Source organism: Cecembia lonarensis LW9, from assembly GCF_000298295.1.
Classification (GTDB): Bacteria; Bacteroidota; Bacteroidia; order Cytophagales; family Cyclobacteriaceae; genus Cecembia; species Cecembia lonarensis.
The window spans coordinates 1-19,367 of sequence record NZ_AMGM01000073.1 but is presented as its reverse complement, the minus strand read 5'-3'; the positions used below and the strand labels follow the sequence as shown (position 1 = coordinate 19,367).

The 19,367-nt window shown below is 44.7% G+C and carries 13 protein-coding genes; 4 read left to right on the top strand and 9 right to left on the bottom strand.

What is annotated here, in order from left to right; all coding sequences use genetic code 11:
- From B879_RS16580 to alaS, 3 genes are all read right to left on the bottom strand, one after another.
- Positions 1-1,084 (bottom strand): TlpA disulfide reductase family protein (locus B879_RS16580; protein ID WP_040400989.1); only part of this gene is annotated, 1,084 nt, incomplete at its 3' end.
- Position 1,085: 1 nt separating this feature from the next.
- A complete protein-coding gene (gene gatB / locus B879_RS16575; RefSeq protein ID WP_009186362.1) occupies positions 1,086-2,546 on the bottom strand; it encodes an Asp-tRNA(Asn)/Glu-tRNA(Gln) amidotransferase subunit GatB in 1,461 nt (486 codons plus the stop codon).
- A 75-nt stretch (positions 2,547-2,621) separates the two neighbouring features.
- Positions 2,622-5,255 (bottom strand): alanine--tRNA ligase, encoded by a 2,634-nt coding sequence (gene alaS / locus B879_RS16570; protein WP_009186361.1) that lies wholly within the window; start codon positions 5,253-5,255, stop codon positions 2,622-2,624.
- Between the two features lie 119 nt (positions 5,256-5,374).
- Here alaS and B879_RS16565 point away from each other — a divergent pair, with 119 nt between their 5' ends.
- Positions 5,375-6,352, top strand: coding sequence for a M23 family metallopeptidase (locus B879_RS16565; RefSeq protein WP_009186360.1), 978 nt, complete (start codon positions 5,375-5,377; stop codon positions 6,350-6,352).
- Between the two features lie 857 nt (positions 6,353-7,209).
- On the opposite strand, the gene B879_RS23530 is transcribed toward B879_RS16565, so the two are convergent.
- From B879_RS23530 to B879_RS16555, 3 genes are all read right to left on the bottom strand, one after another.
- Entirely contained in the window at positions 7,210-7,530 is a 321-nt protein-coding gene (locus tag B879_RS23530; RefSeq protein WP_009186359.1) for a putative recombination protein RecB, read from the bottom strand.
- Positions 7,490-10,441 (bottom strand): UvrD-helicase domain-containing protein, encoded by a 2,952-nt coding sequence (locus B879_RS16560; RefSeq protein WP_009186358.1) that lies wholly within the window; start codon positions 10,439-10,441, stop codon positions 7,490-7,492. The genes B879_RS23530 and B879_RS16560 overlap by 41 nt, the downstream gene beginning before the upstream one ends.
- 102 nt (positions 10,442-10,543) lie before the next feature.
- Positions 10,544-12,478: a tetratricopeptide repeat protein gene (locus B879_RS16555; RefSeq protein ID WP_009186357.1), complete on the bottom strand. Its 1,935-nt coding sequence runs from the start codon at positions 12,476-12,478 to the stop codon at positions 10,544-10,546.
- 155 nt (positions 12,479-12,633) lie between these two features.
- Between B879_RS16555 and B879_RS16550 the strand changes: the two genes are divergently transcribed.
- Entirely contained in the window at positions 12,634-13,080 is a 447-nt protein-coding gene (locus B879_RS16550; RefSeq protein ID WP_009186356.1) for a DUF6508 domain-containing protein, read from the top strand.
- 1,306 nt (positions 13,081-14,386) lie between these two features.
- On the opposite strand, the gene B879_RS16530 is transcribed toward B879_RS16550, so the two are convergent.
- The gene (locus B879_RS16530; protein ID WP_157231662.1) at positions 14,387-15,424 is read right to left on the bottom strand and encodes a 3-keto-disaccharide hydrolase; all 1,038 of its coding nucleotides are present in this window, start codon (positions 15,422-15,424) and stop codon (positions 14,387-14,389) included.
- Positions 15,425-16,232: 808 nt separating this feature from the next.
- On the opposite strand from B879_RS16530, the gene B879_RS16515 reads away from it, so the two are divergent.
- Both B879_RS16515 and B879_RS16510 read left to right on the top strand, forming a co-directional pair.
- Positions 16,233-16,526 (top strand): type II toxin-antitoxin system HigB family toxin, encoded by a 294-nt coding sequence (locus B879_RS16515; RefSeq protein WP_009186354.1) that lies wholly within the window; start codon positions 16,233-16,235, stop codon positions 16,524-16,526.
- 5 nt (positions 16,527-16,531) lie between these two features.
- Complete coding sequence (locus B879_RS16510; RefSeq protein ID WP_009186353.1) at positions 16,532-16,900, top strand: helix-turn-helix domain-containing protein; 369 nt, start codon at positions 16,532-16,534, stop codon at positions 16,898-16,900.
- Positions 16,901-17,756: 856 nt separating this feature from the next.
- Here B879_RS16510 and B879_RS16495 read toward each other — a convergent pair.
- A complete protein-coding gene (locus B879_RS16495) occupies positions 17,757-18,215 on the bottom strand; it encodes an RES family NAD+ phosphorylase (RefSeq protein ID WP_009186352.1) in 459 nt (152 codons plus the stop codon).
- On the bottom strand, positions 18,216-18,713 hold the full coding sequence (locus tag B879_RS16490; protein WP_040400973.1) for an Xre family toxin-antitoxin system antitoxin: 498 nt from the start codon (positions 18,711-18,713) through the stop codon (positions 18,216-18,218). It abuts the gene before it with no gap.
- Between the last annotated feature and the right edge of the window lie 654 nt (positions 18,714-19,367).

Here is a 19,367-nt window from a genome sequence, read left to right as displayed (position 1 = left end):
AAGGACCTCTCAAGTCTTTTGCAATAATTTTCCCCTCAGGATCAAGCAGATAGGTGGCCGGTATGGCGTTGATCTGATAAATCGCGGCTGCCTCAGAATTGAAATATTTCAAGTCTGAAACATGGGTCCAGGTCAACCCATCATCTGCAATGGCTTTTACCCAGGCATCATGGGTTCTGTCCAAAGAAACGCCAAAAACTTCAAATCCCTTATCATGATATTGATTATACAACCTGACCACATTGGGATTTTCCTCCCTACAAGGCCTACACCAAGCCGCCCAAAAATCTATCAGTACATAATTTCCCCTCAGGTCAGAAAGGTTGACGGGATTGCCATCCGGATCAGGCAAAGAAATCTCTGGTGCCACCTGCCCTACAGAAAGTGCGCGCATTTCATCCATACGTGCTTTCAGCCCCTGTACAGCCTTAAAATCGGGATAATTCTTGCTCATTTGTGCCACCAACTCATCCAAAAAGAAAAAATCTTTCTTCGGATTGACCATGGACAAAGCAGCCAAGGCCGCAAAACTGCCATCCATATTACCAACCAATGTCTTCATTTTCTCGGCATATTCTTCTTCCAGACCCATTGCCCTGACCTGAATGTCACGGATCTTTTCCTGATCCCTGGCGCTCATGGCTTCAAAGTACTCGTTGTTCATCATGTTAATAACAGCTTGGTACTCATTCATCAGTGCCTGTATTTCCTGCAGGTGTTTTGAATCTTCCGAGCCTTTGATCTCCAAACTGTTGTCATCTGTGAAATCATGGAAAACCTGAACATCCTGATCGTAAAGTGCCAACCTAACCTCCTTACTGTTCATCATGTCCATTATATAAAACCCCGGTCCATCCAAAGTAAGTTTGTATTCAAACTTCCCATTGGAACCCACTTCTATCTCTGCAACCTTTTCGGCACTTTCGTCTTCAATATAAGACAAAATAATGGACCCTTCCGGGGCATGCTTCAATTGACCGGAAATCACCACAGTTCCGTCAAAAGCCCTTTTACCATTTTGCCCACAGGCAAAAACCGTCCAAAGGAGCAGGGCCAATACTACTTTACTTAATAAATGCTTCATATCAATTTTCTAATAATTCCGTAAGTATTTTAGTGGCGACTTTTGGGTCTGCCTTACCCTGGGATTTTTTCATCACCTGTCCCATAAACATACCCATCAGGCCTTTTTTACCCGATTTATATTCGGTAACCTTGGCTGGGTTTTCCGCCAATACACTTTCCACCAAAGGTTTGATGCTACCCTCATCACTTTCCTGGATTAGGTTCAACTCCTGGGCAATTTCCAAAGGAGACTTGGAAGTATGCGCCAACATCACCGGATAAATCTTCTGGGAAGCGACTGAGAAATTCACCTTGCCTTCCTCAATCAGGGCAATAAGGTCCGCCAAGCGCTCAGGGCTGATCGGAAAATCCTCAATCTGTAACGACAATTCGTTCAAATAAGATTTCACCGGACCCATCATCCAGTTGGATGCCGCCTTATAATTACTGGTCAGCTCACATAAAGCCTCAAAATAAAGGGCAATTTCCTTACTATCTGTTAATACCCCCGCATCATATTCAGGCAAACCATAGGAATGGACGAACTTATGGTGCAGCTCCCTGGGCAGAGCAGGCATGGCCTCTCGGATACTGTCCAGCCACTCCTCCGAAATCAGCACAGGGCTTAGGTCCGGCTCAGGAAAATAACGGTAATCATTGAGGTCTTCTTTGGTACGCATCCCTGATGTCGTACCGGTATTCGCGTCAAAGGTTCTGGTTTCGGAGATGATTTCTACCCCCTTTTCGATCAGGTCAATCTGACGCTGAAACTCGTGTTCAATAGCCCTGGACACATTTCTGAAAGAGTTCATGTTCTTTACCTCCACCTTCTTGCCATATTCCTGAGCTCCCCTCAAACGGACTGAAACATTAGCATCACAGCGCAAGGAACCTTCTTCCATATTGCCATCACAAATATCCAGGTAACGGACCAGTTTCTTGATTTCCACTAAGTAAGCATAAGCCTCTTCAGAAGATCGGATATCCGGCTCTGATACAATTTCTATCAAAGGCACTCCTGCACGGTTGAAATCCACCAAAGTATCCGCCTCGCCTGCAAGGTGCATGGATTTTCCGGCATCCTCCTCCAAATGGATACGGGTAAGTGCGATGGATTTTTTGCTGCCATCCGGCAAAGTAACAGGCACCTCTCCCCCGACACAGATTGGATCCTTATCCTGAGTAATTTGGTATCCCTTCGGAAGGTCAGGGTAGAAATAATTCTTTCTTGCAAAAATATTGGTACGGGTAATGTCAGAATTACAGGCCAAACCCATCTTGATGGCATATTCTACCGCCTTACGGTTTACCTTCGGTAAGGTGCCAGGATGCCCTAAGGTAATGACGGAGATGTGGGTGTTGGGCAGGTTGCCAAACTCGGTGGAATCCGAGGTGTAAATTTTACTCTGAGTCAACAACTGGGCATGGACTTCCAACCCCACTACCAACTCATATTTACCTGTTACTTCTGCTGAAAGCATGTTTGTCTTTAATTACATCTAATACTCCAAAAATGGATGCAAATTCAACTAAAACCAAATTTAGGCCTTTTTATTCTATGATTGGCTACCAAATAGGACCTTGGCCTTTTCGATCACCTCTGGCAAGCCGGCCAGGTTTTTTCCTCCCGCTGTCGCAAAGAAAGGCTGACCACCTCCCCCACCTTGAATAGACTTGGCCAATTCACGTACCGTTTTGCCTGCATCCAAACCTTGAGCAGCCACCAATTCCTCGTTGATGACAACAGCGATCTGAGGCTTGCCCGCAATATCTGCTGCCAATACCGCCAACACCTGTTCCACTTCATTTTTTAACTCAAATGCCAATTTCTTCAAAGCATCGGCCGATGGCAATTGCACCTGCTCAATGATCAGGTTCATACCATTCATGGCAATGGCCTTTTCCATAAGTTTGGTTTTCAGCGAAGCCGCTTCCTTGAGGTGCAAGGCTTCTATTTCCTTCTTCAGCTCATTACGCTCATGTAAAAGCCCCTCTAAGGATTTTTTCAGGTCTTTGGGATTTTTCAACAGGTCCTGCAGTTCTTTGATCAAGGCCAGCTGTCCGTTGACATATGACTCTGCAGACTTGGCAGTAATCGCCTCAATCCTTCTCACCCCAGCAGAAATGGATCCTTCGGAAACGATCTTGAACAAACCAATATTTCCTGTTGCCGGTACGTGGGTTCCTCCACAAAGCTCTACAGAAAAATGCCTATCAAATGTGATCACACGCACAAAGTCCCCATATTTTTCACCAAAAAGGGCGGTAGCTCCCTGTTTTTTAGCATCCTCAATAGGCACATTCCGCTGTTCACCCAAGGCAATGTTTTCCCGGATCTTGGTATTGACGATCTGCTCCACTTCAGTGAGCTCCTCCTCAGTCATCTTGGCAAAATGTGAAAAGTCAAAACGCAACACATCCTCATTCACCAAAGACCCTTTTTGCTGAACATGTCCCCCAAGCACCTGCCTGAGTGCGGCGTGCAAAAGGTGAGTGGCGCTGTGGTTGCTCATGGTCAACCTACGCTTTTGCTCATTGACCTGTGCGGCAAAAACCACCTTGGGATCTGCAGGCAAACGGTCCACAAAGTGGACGATCAGGTCATTTTCCTTTTTGGTATCCAACACCTGAATGCGCTCCCCTTCACTTTGCAACCAACCCTGATCTCCTACCTGTCCCCCACTCTCAGCGTAAAAGGGGGTGCGGTCTAAGACCAATTGATAACGGTCACCTTTTTTATCTTTGATCTGTCTGTATTTGATGATGCGGCTCTGACTCTGTAAGTAGTCATATCCCACAAACTCCACTCCCTCCTCTTCATGCACCATGACCCAATCACCTGTTTCCTGCTCCGCGGCCGCCCTTGACCTGCTTTTCTGCACTTCCATCTCTTTGGTGAAACCGGATTCGTCTACCGAATAGCCTGACTCCCTGGCGATCAGAGAGGTCAGATCCAATGGAAAACCATATGTATCATAGAGTTCAAAGGCCACCTTCCCATCAACAAGCTGCGAACCGGTCTTACTCATTTCTTCTTTGATCTGATCCAGTTTTTTCAGGCCATTATCCAAGGTCCTGAGGAAAGAAGCCTCCTCCTCCATGATCACCTTGGCAATAAAATCCTGCTGTGCAGCTACTTCAGGGAAGATCTCCCCGAAATTCTCAGCCAATAAAGGCATCAATTCGTATAAAAAAGGTTTCTGAAAACCTAAAAAGGTATACCCATAACGCACCGCTCTTCTTAAAATCCTTCTGATCACATAGCCTGCCTTATTGTTAGAGGGCAATTGTCCATCGGCAATTGTAAAGGCAATGGCGCGGATGTGATCCACAATGACGCGCATGGCGATATCTGTTTTCTCATCCCTCCCATAACTTTTTCCCGATTTCATTTCCACCGCATGGATGAAAGGCATAAAAACATCCGTATCGTAATTGGAGGATTTTTGCTGAATGGCCCGTACCAACCTTTCAAAACCCATCCCGGTATCCACATGCTTAGCGGGTAGTTCTTTCAGGCTGCCATCGGCCAGACGGTTAAACTGCATGAATACCAAGTTCCAGATTTCAATCACCTGGGGGTGGTCATTGTTGACCAGGTCATAGCCATTCTCCTTATTGCGCTCCTCCTCGGTTCTCAGGTCTATATGGATTTCAGAACAAGGACCACATGGGCCAGTGTCACCCATCTCCCAAAAATTATCCTTTTTGCTTCCGAACAGAATCCTGTCTTCAGGCACAATGCCTTTCCAAATATCAAAAGCCTCAGTATCTTTTTCGAGTTTATCGCCCGCATCTCCTCCAAACACAGAAACATATAGCCTATCCTTAGGCAAACCATAAACTTCAGTGAGCAATTCCCAGGCCCATTCAATCGCATCTTTCTTGAAATAATCTCCAAAAGACCAATTACCCAACATCTCGAACATGGTGTGGTGGTAAGTATCCACCCCTACTTCTTCCAGGTCATTATGCTTTCCCGATACCCTTAGGCACTTTTGGCTATTGGCCACGCGGGTAAATTTGGGAATATCATTGCCCAAGAAAAAATCCTTAAACTGATTCATACCGGCATTGGTAAACATCAGAGTAGGGTCATTTTTGACAACTATGGGAGAAGAAGCGACGTATTGATGCTGTTTGGATTGAAAAAACGCAATAAAAGTACTTCTGATTTTCTTTGCTTCCATGTAAGCTTTTGAGTATGTTCGGATTGAATTAAATTATTACTATATTTGCGGACTTTATATTTTGAATCACCCTGGTCCGATTGGGCTACAAAATTAGCAGAATTACCCTTCAAATCGTAATGAGTAGAATAAAATATTACTACGACCCCAAGACTTGTAAGTATGAGAGGTACACCCGCAGCAAATGGGATATCGCATTGAATGCCTTAGGCTTTCTGTCCCTGTCATCCATTTTAGCCATCATTTTCATCATCACTTTCAATGTTTACTTCGACAATCCCAAGGAGCTGATGCTCCGAAAGGAAAATAACGAATTGAAGTTCTATTATGAAATGCTGGAGGAGGAAGTTGGCAAGATGAACCAGATGTTGGCTGATCTTCAGCACAGGGACGACAACCTTTACCGTATCATTTTTGAAACGGAACCTATTGCCCCTGAAATCAGAAGGGCAGGTGTAGGTGGCTCGGACCGGTACAGAGATATCCGGGAGAAGGGCATCAACCAAGAGCAAATGGTCATTTCCCTGCACAGCAAAATCGATGCCTTGAAGCGGCAATTGTATGTGCAGTCCATCAGCTATGATGAGGTCTCAGAGATGGCCCTCAAAAAAGAAGAATATTGGGCAGCTATTCCTGCCATTCAGCCTATATTGAATGAAAACCTGAATTTATTGGCCTCCGGTTTCGGTATGCGTATCCATCCGATCTTAAAAGTAAGGAAGATGCATACCGGTGTGGATTTCACGGCTCCTAAAGGCACCCCTATTTACGCCACAGGCGATGGTGTGGTGAAGGATGTGAAAACCGTGTTTGGAGGATATGGCAAATACATTGAGATCGACCATGGCTTTGGTTTTGTGACGCGTTATGCGCATATGAATGATTTTGCAGTGAAAAAAGGACAGAAGGTGAAGCGGGGCGACAAAATCGGAACCGTGGGTAATACCGGCTCTTCCACCGCGCCGCACGTGCATTATGAGGTGATCAAGGATGGCAGGTATGTGAATCCAGTGAATTATTTCTTCAAAGACCTGACCCCGGAGGAATACGATATGATCTTGGAGCTGGCGTCCAAAGAAAACCAATCGCTTTCTTAATCATTTAGCATACATTTTCATTAAAAAAGGCCCTATCTGCAGATATGGCCTTTTTTGTTGTCCCGCGGTTGGTGAGCCTGTCGAACTACTGGTATCTGAGCTTTCAGCTCTTTTTTTTAACCGCAATGGACCCAAAGGTTTCGCAGAGGATCGCAATCCTTATAATGAAAATTCAACCTTACCAAGCTACTCATTCATCACTTTTCATTCATCATTCTTCATTCTAATGCGATCCGGTTTCATTTCGGCGGCATATTGCGAACGAACTTCTCAGAAGATGCTTGTGCCGCCTCTGGGATCGCGGTGACCTCAATTAACCCCAGGTTCCTACCCTCCCAATTGGCCATCGCATTGAACCTGGGGCTAATAAGGGTTCAGCCCTGTTGGGGCTGTTCTTTATCTACAGCCGTATATTGAAAAGGAATGGAAAGCATTTACAGCTTGGAATTAGTGGAAATTCGCAAGCCTCGCGCCTAATTCAATATCCCTTTGATTGTTTGGGATTAAGAAAGCGCTCAAAAAAGATTTAAAAGGTCAAAATCAATAATATTCGTGCAATTAGTGTAATTCGTGGACCAAAAAAAGCGAAGCTTTTATCTGTGTCCATCCTCATACATAGGTGGTTAAATTCAACTTCTACCGGAGTTGGGGACCGTGTTCTTAAACCAGCTTCAACCACAACACCTGTCTGCCGTCGCGGAACCCGACAACAATTACAACCCGTCCTCATTCCCTTCTAAATTCTCCACTCTTAATTCATCATTCCTAATTCATCATTCTACATTCCTAATTCATCACTTTTCATTCTACACTCATCACTTTTCATTCTACACTCATCACTTTTCATTCTACACTCCTCACTCTCCACTCCAATCCACCTCCTCAATCCGCCCTGTCTCCAAATAACACAAATACCCCCTCACAGCCTTGCCACTCAATCTCCCCACCAAATCCATATACTCCTTCACCTGCTTTTTATCCCTTTCATACACCTCCCCGGTCTTGAAGTCCACTACCACTGCCTCATTTTCAGACAAAATCACCCGATCGGGACGCTTTTCCTGACCACCAGGCAACAAAATACCCTGCTCGCTCAGCAATTGGCCCTGACCCTCAAACCAAGAAGCAAAAACAGAATCAGCAAAAAGCCCCTCCAATTGCTCCTGAACCTGTTCCATCTCCCCCCCTGTCCAATCGCCCTTCAAAATAAAAGGACTCCAACTGCTGCCCAGCTTCCTCCCTGTTCCTGGATTTTTCCAACAACTCATGCACCAACACTCCAAAATCCCGTTTTCTACGCTGCTCTAAACCTTCTACCGAAAAATCCACAGCATATTTCCTCACCTGCAAAAGAGAAGACCAATTCTGATATGCCCAACGCAAGGGAAATGGCTCACCCTTTTCCATACCGGCACTCACCTTCCCCTTCCATTCCCCAAAATCAAAGACCCGCGATTCCCTGTCAAAACTGCCTGCAAAATCAAAATCACCCTGCGCCAAAACAGCCCCTTCTAAAATGCCCTGCAGGTGGTATGCCAATTGATTCCGTGCCCCATCGGTCTCCTTAGACCTGTACGGCGATATCCCCCAAAATACCTCTTCCGCACGGGTAAGGGCCACATATATCATGTTGAGCGCATCCAAATACGCCAACACTTCTTCTGCCGCATAAATATCCTTAAAGTCTGAGTTCAAGAGGTCCTTGTTTAAGGTCAAAGGCAAAACTACCCTCGGGCCATCTTCCTGTAAGGCATAAGGCGCCCAGACCACATTGCCCTTCGAAGTATCAAAAATCCGCCAATCCAAAAAAGGCATCATCACCACCTTAAACTGTAGCCCCTTGGACTTATGGATGGTCATGATTCGCATGGCATTGTGGCTCTCCGGAATCTTCACCGTCCGCTTATCCCTATGCTCCTCCCACCATTCCAGAAAACCTGCCAGATCAGCCCGGTTGTTCTTCACAAAATCATAGACCGCCTCCTTGAAGCCTGAAATATAGGCCCGCTCCAAAGCGCCGGTTTGCAGGTCCAGCAAACCAATAAGCTCTTCCACCACCTCAATCAAAGGCAATTGTAAGAGCTGATGCACTGCGTCTGAAAATGCCTCAGCCTGTTCCCTTATGGTCTCAGGCATCTGCTTTTTATCAAAAAGGGCATGGGTGACAGGATGCCCCTTCAGCACCGCCTGATAATACCACATGGTCTTCCAGGCCACCTGATCATCAGGATGATGCAGGTAAGACAAGCCAGCCAACAAAGCCTTGACAGAGGCTGACTTGTGCAGGAACATGGACTCATCCGACAAAACATCAAAACCATATGGCAAATCTGGATTATCGGCAGCAAAAGCCATCAGACAATCTGCTATCGCCTCTCCCTCCACTTTCGTCCTTACCAAAAATGCCATATCCCGCAACAAATAACCCCGCTCCTGTAGCTCCATCACCTGCTGGGGGATTCTTTCCAAAACCTGCTCCGAAAACTTACCCCCCTCTTCCTTTTGTTCCTCCAGAAATTCCAAGCGCACCTTGCCCTTAAAAGGTGCTTCCTGCTTAGCTGGCGCGACTTTTTGCCAAACATCCTCGTAGGCCTTGCCCAATATACCAATCATCTCATCCCTGCCACTTAAGGACCTTTGAAAAGAGAGGGGAAGTTGGGCAAATAGCGCATTGTTAAATGCCACCACATGGGGAAGACTCCTGTAATTCGTGGATAGGTTACGGTTATCTACATAATCCGAACCTAATTGCCTTTCCACCTCTTCCAATAGCAAGCGCATCTCACCACCACGCCACCGGTAGATGGACTGCTTTACATCACCTACCAGCAAATTGGTATTGCCCTGTGCCAGGGAATTCTCCAACAAAGGTTTAAAACTGGCCCACTGAAAGCCTGAGGTGTCCTGAAATTCATCGATCAGGTAATGCTTGAACTGATTGCCCACCTTTTCATAAATGAATGGGGCATCATTTTCCTTGGTAATCTCCTTGAGGAATTCATTGGCATCCGAAATCAGGAGGATATTTTCCTCCTCTTTCAAAAAGATCAGCTCCTCCAAAAGGTATCGGAAAATGCCAAAGACAAAAAGGTTTCTGGAAATGGCCTCCAAAGTTTTCCAAGCCTCAGAATTTTCAGGAAACTGCCCCAAAATCTTCCCCAAACCTTGATGGTAAGCCCTGTAAATATTGTCCTTAAGCTGACTGGTCTTGGTCGCCCATCCCTCTTCAGAAAAAGGCAATGCTAATTGTGTGTCGCTGAGTTCCGGAAAAGGAGACAGCCTGTCACCCAGCTTGTCAAACTTCAGCGCAAAAGTCCGGTTGCCTCCCTTGAAATCTGTCCATTCCAAACCCTGGGCCATTCGGATGGCATTGGCTTCCTGTTTCAATTCATTTGCCAGGTTTATCAAAGCCTGCTTACGCTTTTTGAGCTGTTTTTGCAGGGCCTGCATTTGCTCCTTTTCCTTTAAAAAAGCCCTGATCTCCCCAGCATACTTTTTGAAGTCTTCCTGAAAAAGCTCCCGGCCCAATTCCCTGATTTTACGCCTGATATCCCAAGAATTGCCTTTTTCAATCTCTTCGGTGGCATAAGCTACCAGCCATCGGTGCAAATCGGCATCATCCATCACCTTTTCCACAACCCGGTCTACCACCCTTCCAAGGACAGCCCCTTGATCGAGCTCCACCTCAAACTTGGCATTCAGGTCCATCTCCCGGGCAAAGGCCCTGACCACCTTTTGAAAAAAGCTGTCAATGGTACTCACTGAAAAACGTCCGTAATGATGCAGAATGGCAGTAAGGGTATTTTTAGCATGCAGCTGCAATGCCACGGCATCCAAGCCCAAGCTTTCCATCAGCTGCTGGTCCATATGCTCGCCCAGACTCACCTCCCTGCTCAGCCTGGTCAACTCCCTCAGGATTCGCTCCTTCATCTCCTGGGTGGCCTTATTGGTAAAGGTGACAGCCAAAATGGAATGGAAAGCCTCCGGATATTTTAGGGCCAGCTTGAGGTATTCCATGGTCAGGGTGTAGGTTTTCCCCGAACCGGCAGAAGATTTATAGATGATAAAAGGTTTAGCTTGGGAAATCATGGTCAAAAAGGCTTTTATCAAAGCAAAAAAAATATTACCCAAAAACAAAATGAATGACAAAGCTTGTCACAAAAAAAGATTTCTGAAGGAAAACTTCGTTTTTCAAGAAACTTTGTTCTTGGGAGCACGGGAGCTGGTACGCATGTCCTCAGCTGAGGTAGGGGCGGATAAAAAATCCATAATCAACTCTGTGCCCTCACCCTCCTTACTCTTGATGGATACCTGACCTCCGTTGACTTCCATAAACTGTTTCACCAAAAGCAGTCCCAGCCCTGTTCCGACTTCCTTATCGGAACCCAAACTCGAATCCACAAAACTATGGGCAGACTCCAGTTCAACCCTTCTTTTTTCAGCCATACCTGGTCCCTCATCACGGATATGCAGGCGTAAAAACTCCTTGTTTTTGGAAAAGAAAATCTTTATCTCACCACCTCTTGGACTGTACTTGATGGCATTATTGAAAACATTCTGCAAGACCAGCAGCAATTGGACCCGATCAAAAATGACCCGGTCAAAATGTAGATAAGCATTAAAATCCGTACGAATACCCTTGATCCTGCAGGGGTGTTCAAAATTACCCAAAACTTCCTGCATGGTAGCGGATAAGGCAATCTCTTCTGATTTGGGCTGTATACCCCCCATCTGGGTCTTGGCCCATTGAAGTAGGTTTTCCATCAAGCGCTCGGTTTTATCCACCTGAAGATAAAGCAAGGGAAGCCCCTTTTTCAGGTCCTCCGGATCCATAATCTCCTGACTGTTGAGTTCCAAAAACTGCTTCAAAGTCTGAATAGGCGACTTCAGGTCATGGGTAAGAATGGAAAAAAGTTTGTTCTTCGCCAAATCCATCTCCTTTAATTCCTCATTCTGCTTGGCTGTAAATTCTTTTTGTTCCTGAAGTTCCTTATTGACCGCCTCCAGTTTTTGTCCAAATGCTATTTTTAATTTCAGATTACGTCTGTAAGCATACAATAGTCCCATTAAGAGCAGTAGCAGTACAAACAATCCGATGACAAAATACTGCGTAAAGCGGGCTTGCTGCTCAATGATCTCTTTTTCATTCAATAAACGTTCATTGTCAGCTTCTGCCAATTGAAGTTTGAGGAAACTGATCCCCTGACTTTTTTCCCTGTTATACAGGCTATCCCGATGCATACTGTTTATCCGGGCATATTGCAATGCGGAGGACTGATCTCCCAGCCCCTCATAGGCCTGGGAAAGCAACCTGCTCGCTCTTTCCATATCCCAGTAAACACCCATTTCAGAGGCCACAGTTAAAGCTTTTTTAGCGTGTTGAACAGCCTGATCATACCTACCGACCTCTATCTCCAATTCAGCCAGACCTGCATACAAAAAGGTTTTTTCCCAGTTGCTCAGCCGCTCCTCCTGTCCCAAAAGGTACTGATAATACCAACGTGATAGGTCATAATCTTCGAGCGCATGATACACCTTACCCATACGGTTATAGATCATGGTTAATTGCTGCTCATCTTCATTGACTTTGGCAATTTCTGCCGCCTTTTGCAAGCTTTGAATGGCCTGCTCATAAAATTTCAATTCGGAGAGGGAGATACCCAGGTTAAACAGGTTTCTTGTAATATTTTCTGCATCACCTAAAGCCTCATTGATGGTCAAGGCCGCTTGAAACAAATCAACAGCATCCGCATACTCATGCTGGGCCAAGGCAATCAGACCCCTGCCGTTGAGCGCTGTCCCTAAATCCGATTGGCTACCGAGTCTGAGGGCCAGTTCGTAAGCTTCTACATAGTAGTTGAGGGAGCGGTTATATTTTCCCGCGATGTAATAAATACCCCCTTGTTGTCCACGTACCCGCAATAAAAGTTGCTCATCCTGATCGGCCAATGCTTCTGCTTTTTGGGCATAATAGGCAGCAGAGTCAAAGTTTTCATACCTGAAATCCCTGGCTTTTTGCAAAAACTGCTCAAACTCCTGTAGTTTACTCTGCCCAAAGAGGGGGGAAGTACATGCTATCATCAAGGAGCATGCAAAAAAAAGAAAATTTCTAAGAGGCTTTAACATTAGGGTGATTAAAGTAATTTACCTGTAAAGTAAATGAACAGTTTACATATAAAAAAAATTAATGGGAAATTTGCATTCCTTTAAAAGTCTGAATTTACTTCCTCCATATCCCAAAAATCAGTAAGTTGGGTAGAATTCTTTTTCAACCAATGTCAATGCATTCAGTTTTTACATCCTTGGATTCTATAGACGCCTTTCTGAAGGGGGAGGATGGTCGGAAAGCCATAAATGGTCTTGGGCCCTACATCACAAAAATTGAGCAGGAAATGCTGCGGGTGGAAAAAGCTTTTCCCCTGACCTTGACCAAAGAATCCAGGATGCGCTTCATAGACTTGGAAGACATCAAGACCGACCTGAAAAAAATAATCCTATCATCTGGACTGATGGTAGATTATGATGGAGAAGAATGGATTGAAGGGCAGGAAATGCTTGAAGGTATCAGGCCTTTGGGTCAACTATCACCCATCAAGGCCTGTAAATTGCTGAGCATGGTCATGATAAAAGATGCTTCTGATTATGGTTACTACGAACAGCAACTGAAAAACGGAATACTTTTGAAGATTTTAAAAGCGATTACCCAAAAAGGGGAAAAAGAGCAATAAATCAAAGCTCTCAAAATTCTAAAGGCAGTTGATCGGGAATTGTGGCTAATCGGGATTTGCCATCCCGATCTGTTGTCCCACGGTTGGTGAGCCTGTCGAACCATGGTTGGTGAGCCTGTCGAACCATTGGTATCTGAGCTTTCAGCTCATTTTTTTAACCGCTATGGACCCAAAGGTTTCGCAAAGGATCGCTATCATTATAATGAAAATTCAAACTTACCAAGCTCCCGTTGTCCCGTTGTCCCGCGGTTGCGCCGCGGGACCACTGGTCTTTGAGCTTTCAGCTCATTTTTTAACCGCAATGGACCCAAAGGTTTCGCAAAGGATCGCAATCATTATAATGAAAATTCAACCTTACCAAGCTCCCCATTCTTCACTTTTCATTCTTCATTCTTCATTCTAATGCGATCCGGTTTCATTTCGTCGGCGGGTGGCGGTCGAACTTCTTAACAGATACGTGCGCCGACTCTGGAGTCAGGCTGGGCATTATTACCCCAGGGTTCTGGTCGTTCCTCCCATCACCCCGGGCTGTAACAGGACGGGCTTTCAGCCCTATTCTTGAAATCAGTAGTATCAAGAACATTCCCACATTCAGGTAGGCAAGTATGGAAATTCATGTAATTCTTGCCTGCTGCAGGCAGGCGTGGACCAAAAATTCCATTTCTTAAACAGAACAAAACCCCCAAACCTTCCAAGCTCCAACCCTTTTTACTTTTTCCTTTTGCCTTGGGTCTTATTAATCCTCCCGTTGTCCCGCGGTTGCACCGCGGGACCAGGGTTGGTGAGCCTGCCGAACCATGGTTGGTGAGCCTGCCGAACCATTGGTCATTGAGCTTTCAGCTCTTTTTTTAACCGCAATGGACCCAAAGGTTTCGCAGAGGCTTTTTTAGATGGTCTGGGTTCCTATCGTCGGCGGGTGGCGGTCGAACTTCTTAACAGATACGTGCGCCGACTCTGGGATCATAATACCTATATTCAACCCGGGGCGGCGTTCCTTGCCCCGGGCTATGATATATAAGGCCTTCAGCCTTTTCTTATTCCTATTTGGTTCAAGAACATTAGCGGAAATTCGCAAGCCTCGCGCCTAATTCTTTTTTCCCTGATGGCTTTGATCACAGAAAAAGGGCAAAAACCCCTAACTACCTCAAAACCTAGGTAATTCGTGCAATTCCTGCCTGCTGCAGGCAGGAGTGTAATTTGTGGTTCAAAAATTCCATTTCTTAAACAGAACAAGACCCCCAAACCTTCCAAGCTCCAATCCTTTTTCCTTTTGCCTTTTTACTTGGCTCTTAAACCCATTTCTCACTCAATAAAACCCTTTCACCAAATCAATCCGCCTAAACTCCACCGGTCCGTGGTCGCCCTGCAGCATGATAGGACCTGGCAGGGCTTCATGACTGTCCAAAGCGCCACCGGTAATCCCCGGAATGATCTGATCGGTGATGATCTGCTTGCCATTGGCTACAATGGTCAATCTCCTGCCCACCAACATGATGTGATAGGTTTGCCACTCTCCCGCTGGTCGGGCCGCCATTTCATTGGGGGTTAGAAAACCATAAACTCCTCCAAAAAGCAGGCTGTTCGGCTCCTTTCCATAATCATCCTGTATCTGAACCTCATACCTTCCCCTTAGGAAAATACCGGAGTTGCTGCCCTCAGGATAGCGGAACTCCACCAACAATTGAAAATCCTCAAATTTCTCTTCTGTAATCAGGTTGGCACCGGTCTTGGATGAAGTCAAAATACCATTCTTTACTTCCCATTGGTTTTCATCCGCATCGGCATACCAACCTTCAAGATCTTTCCCGTTAAAAATAGCAATGGGCTGTCCCCAAGTAGGTTGTCTTTCCCTGACCAAAGCAGGCGCCCGCTCCCCAACAAAAGTATACACGCCACCATTGGGATGCTGAATGCTTCCGCTGAGTTTGCCATCGGAGAGGTTACCTTGAAAAACCAGGTTTTTATCTGTCATCTGCCATTGTGGGGGTATGGTAAAGTGAACTTTTCCATTGTCAAAATACACCTCGGAAATCGGCCTCGCACTGCCATCATCTCCCACAAAATATCCTACCAAAACCTTAAAACCGGACAGTTTTACCTCCAACCAGGAAGGGGCTTTCTTGCCATCCATATCTACGGTCAAATTCCAGCGTCCGATCAGATCAGCCGGTTGACTGGGAGAAAGCGCATGTGCAACCCTTATTTTGGAGTCCTCCAGATTCAATTCCTGCGAAATACCGGAAGGTAGGAAAGCAAGCGGCTGATCCTGTGCCCAGGAGGAAAGGGTAAAAGCCAGGCTTAAGCTGAAGACTGAAATAAAACGGTATAAATCATTGATTTTCATAGGTATAAATTTTGGGTTGAAGAAATGCATTGAAGCAATAAGGTTTAACACACCCAAAATAAGGAAAACAAGCTGCTTTTAGAATAAAAATCCGGAAATTGTCCCGCGGTTTCACCACAGGACCACGGGTGGTGAGCCTGCCGAACCATGGTTGGTGAGCCTGCCGAACCATTGGTCATTGAGCTTTCAGCTCATTTTTAACCGCAATGGACCCAAAGGTTTCCGCAGAGGTTTTTTAGATGGTCTGGCTTCCTATCGTCGGCGGGTGGCGGTCGAACTTCTTAGTAGATACGTGCGCCGACTCTGGGATCATAATACCTATATTCAACCCGGGGCGGCGTTCCTTGCCCCGGGCTATGATATATAAGGCCTTCAGCCTTTTCTTATTCCTATTTGGTTCAAGAACATTAGCGGAAATTCGTAAGCTCCGCGCCTAATTCTTTTATCCCATGATGACTTTGATAACAGCAAAACATCAAGATACCTAACCAGCCTTAAATCAAACCAATTCGTGCAATTCCTGCCTGCTGCAGGCAGGAGTGTAATTTGTGGTTCAAAAATTCCATTTCTTAAACAGAACAAGACCCCCAAACTTTCCAAGCTCCAACCCTTTTTCCTTTTGCCTTTTGCCTTGGCTCTTAAACCCATTCTTCACTTTTCATTCATCATTCTACATCATCACACCCTTCCGGGGCTGTTTCGCAAAAGATCCACCTGACAGCCCGCATGCAAAAAAAAAATCACACAAGCAGTTACCATTTCGGTAACTTTTTAAATTATATTTACGACTAATAATTGAAAAAAGACTTTGAGAGTTATTGCCAAAAGGACACTGAGGGAATTCTGGGAAAAACATGCTGATTGTGAAGAAAAATTAAAATCATGGTACCACGAAGCAGATAGCGCCAATTGGAAGTCTCCCAATGAAATTAAGAGAGATTATCCAAGTGCTAGCATATTAGCTGATAACAGGGTGGTTTTTAACATTAAAGGAAATAATTACAGATTAATTGTCAAAATCAATTATGAGTATGGATTGGTCTGGATTAGATTCATCGGTACTCATGCAGAATATGATAAAGTTAATGCAAATGAAATTTAAAAGACATGGAAATTAGACCTATAAGAAGTTTGAATGACTACAATAATGCACTTGAAAGATTAGAGCTGATTTTTGATGCAAAACAGGGTACAACAGAAGGTGATGAATTGGAGATATTAACAATTCTAATTGATAAATATGAAAAGGAAAATTTCCCAATTGACTTACCCGATCCAATAGAGGCAGTGAAATTTAGGATGGAGCAATTAAATATGAAACAGAAAGATTTAGTGGAGACAATTGGCTTTAAAAGTAGGGTGAGTGAAGTGCTAAACAAAAAAAGGAAATTAACCCTTGATATGATTAGGAAGTTACATGAAGAACTGAACATTCCAACAGATATTCTTATAAAAGAATACCAAATCGCGAAATAGTACATATTTCGGGTTTAACCACAGCGGCTCCGTTGTCCTGCGGTTGCACCGCGGGACCACGGTTGGTGAGCCTGCCGAACCATGGTTGGTGAGCCTGCCGAACCATTGGTCATTGAGCTTTCAGCTCTTTTTTTTAACCGCAATGGACCCAAAGGTTTCGCAGAGGCTTTTTTAGATGGTCTGGGTTCCTATCGTCGGCGGGTGGCGGTCGAACTTCTTAACAGATACGTGCGCCGACTCTGGGATCATAATACCTATATTCAACCCGGGGCGGCGTTCCTTGCCCCGGGCTATGATATATAAGGCCTTCAGCCTTTTCTTATTCCTATTTGGTTCAAGAACATTAGCGGAAATTCGTAAGCTCCGCGCCTAATTCTTTTATCCCATGATGACTTTGATAACAGCAAAACATCAAGATACCTAACCAGCCTTAAATCAAACCAATTCGTGCAATTCCTGCCTGCTGCAGGCAGGAGTGTAATTTGTGGTTCAAAAATTCCATTTCTTAAACAGAACAAGACCCCCAAACTTTCCAAGCTCCAACCCTTTTTCCTTTTGCCTTTTGCCTTGGCTCTTAAACCCATTCTTCACTTTTCATTCACTCCTCATTCTACATTATCACACCTCATCCATCGGTGGTTAAATTCAACTCCTACCGGAGTTGGGCGGACAGGGGACTTAAAACCGGCTTCAACCACCGGGTTGTACCCGGGGTAAATAACCTTCGGTATTGGACGCCTTCTGCGTCCTAATCCCCATACAGAACAAGACCTCCGAACCATCCAAGCTCCAACCCTTTTTCCTTTTGCCTTTTGCCTTGGGTCTTATTAATCCACCCCTGCAACCCGCCCCCTCTCTATTTAAAAATCCTTTGATCAAAGGGGAATTTTTCAATTTTCTTGATCGAAATACGTTTAAAATCCGCATGATAGGGATTGATAAGCACATTATAATCCCCCATGGTGACCACAGACGGAATAAAAAGCAGGGCAAATTTATTTTGCTCCACAAAGGAATCTCCGATTTTCTGGGTAGAGGGAGGATGTGGAAAAGCCTTCCAGTCCAAAGGCAAATCATTTTCCGTGAGTTTTAAAAAAGGAACATCATTAGGTATTTCAATCGTCATCAATACATAATCATCAGGAAGCGTGGCCCATGTCAGATGAACCGCTACTTCAGCCATCGCCAAGGACCTGTTTTCTGCCGTATAGATCAGTTCTATCCCTATGGAATTCCAACGGGCACCTTTGATGGCTGCACCTTTTCCTGACAATGGAAGGGCATATTTTTCTCTGGCAAGCCTAAAAACCTCCATTTACACCAAAATACCATGGTTGATTCGTACCAATTCAGATATGACCAATTCCTTCCCATAAGAGTCTTTCAATAGGTCTATGGGTTTGTGCCCGGCCAAGGCATAATTCGGAGTATGGAGCCATAACTTAAATTTATCCATATCCCCAAAAACATCAAGCCCCTCCTTGGTGACTTCTGCAATTTCAATAATCTTCTCTGAATGGATGGGTTTGAAGCGATAATCAGATGCCTCCTTATACCTTTGTAGCGATTTTGCAGAGATGTTCAACAAATCCGTCCAATCCCTTTCGGAAATTGGGGCATAAGCACTGATCAGATCAAAAATAGGCATGGTAATACCTGCCCTGATAGCCCCTATCATCAGCATTTTATCTTCCAGAAAATATCTGTAAGTAATGGGGTTTTCAGCTTTCACCCAGAATTGGTCTGAAGACAGGGACCTGAAAAAAGCGCTGATCTCTATATCAAGCTGCTTTTCTATTTTTTTCGCTTCCATTTTTATATTGGACAATTGTCTATAAATTTAAGACAAGTTTTTTGAAGAAAAAAATTCCTCCCAACTTTCAATATCCTCTGGACAAGATGCGCTTTTCCTTCCTATGAAACCCAATAAACAAAAAAATCCGCCAGGCGGATTTTTTGAGATTTCGTCATTGTAATGACCAAATATTATAATAATTAGTCATTAAAGTGACCCGAAATGGGATTTTTACTAATTCAGGGTTAATATCCCCGTCCTCCTTAATTCATCCTTGCAAGCGGAAGGCAGGTTTGGCTGACTTCATTTTAGCCTTCAACGGGTAGGCTTTGACTAATTTTACCTCAATTATAGGCCGCCCCTACAGGACGGAGGGGAATGGTTACCGCTTTTTTGCTAACAATGGGTTGTGCCTCTGGCACAATTCGTACACCCATACAAAACATTCCCCACAAGATTACCAAGCTTCAAACCATTCTTAATTCCAGCACTATTTGATCGAAACAACTGGCACAAATCAAACCGTATTATTCTATTTCTCCTACAAGCGGTTAAAAATTTTTTTCCCTACAGAACCAAATTCCCAAATCCACTAAGCTCCATTCTTTTTACTTTTGCCTTTTGCCTTGGTTCTTAAACCCATTCTTCATTCCTAATTCTTCATTCTACATT

Bases quoted from the DNA above. Each gene is read 5' to 3' on its own strand.
- B879_RS16565 (WP_009186360.1), top strand. From the start codon at position 5,375: ATGAGTAGAATAAAATATTACTACGACCCCAAGACTTGTAAGTATGAG.
- B879_RS16490 (WP_040400973.1), bottom strand. From the start codon at position 18,713: ATGGAAGCGAAAAAAATAGAAAAGCAGCTTGATATAGAGATCAGCGCT.
- B879_RS16495 (WP_009186352.1), bottom strand. From the start codon at position 18,215: ATGGAGGTTTTTAGGCTTGCCAGAGAAAAATATGCCCTTCCATTGTCA.
- B879_RS23530 (WP_009186359.1), bottom strand. From the start codon at position 7,530: ATGGAACAGGTTCAGGAGCAATTGGAGGGGCTTTTTGCTGATTCTGTT.
- B879_RS16560 (WP_009186358.1), bottom strand. From the start codon at position 10,441: ATGATTTCCCAAGCTAAACCTTTTATCATCTATAAATCTTCTGCCGGT.
- B879_RS16555 (WP_009186357.1), bottom strand. From the start codon at position 12,478: ATGTTAAAGCCTCTTAGAAATTTTCTTTTTTTTGCATGCTCCTTGATG.
- B879_RS16530 (WP_157231662.1), bottom strand. From the start codon at position 15,424: ATGAAAATCAATGATTTATACCGTTTTATTTCAGTCTTCAGCTTAAGC.
- B879_RS16510 (WP_009186353.1), top strand. From the start codon at position 16,532: ATGGAAATTAGACCTATAAGAAGTTTGAATGACTACAATAATGCACTT.
- alaS (WP_009186361.1), bottom strand. From the start codon at position 5,255: ATGGAAGCAAAGAAAATCAGAAGTACTTTTATTGCGTTTTTTCAATCC.
- gatB (WP_009186362.1), bottom strand. From the start codon at position 2,546: ATGCTTTCAGCAGAAGTAACAGGTAAATATGAGTTGGTAGTGGGGTTG.
- B879_RS16550 (WP_009186356.1), top strand. From the start codon at position 12,634: ATGCATTCAGTTTTTACATCCTTGGATTCTATAGACGCCTTTCTGAAG.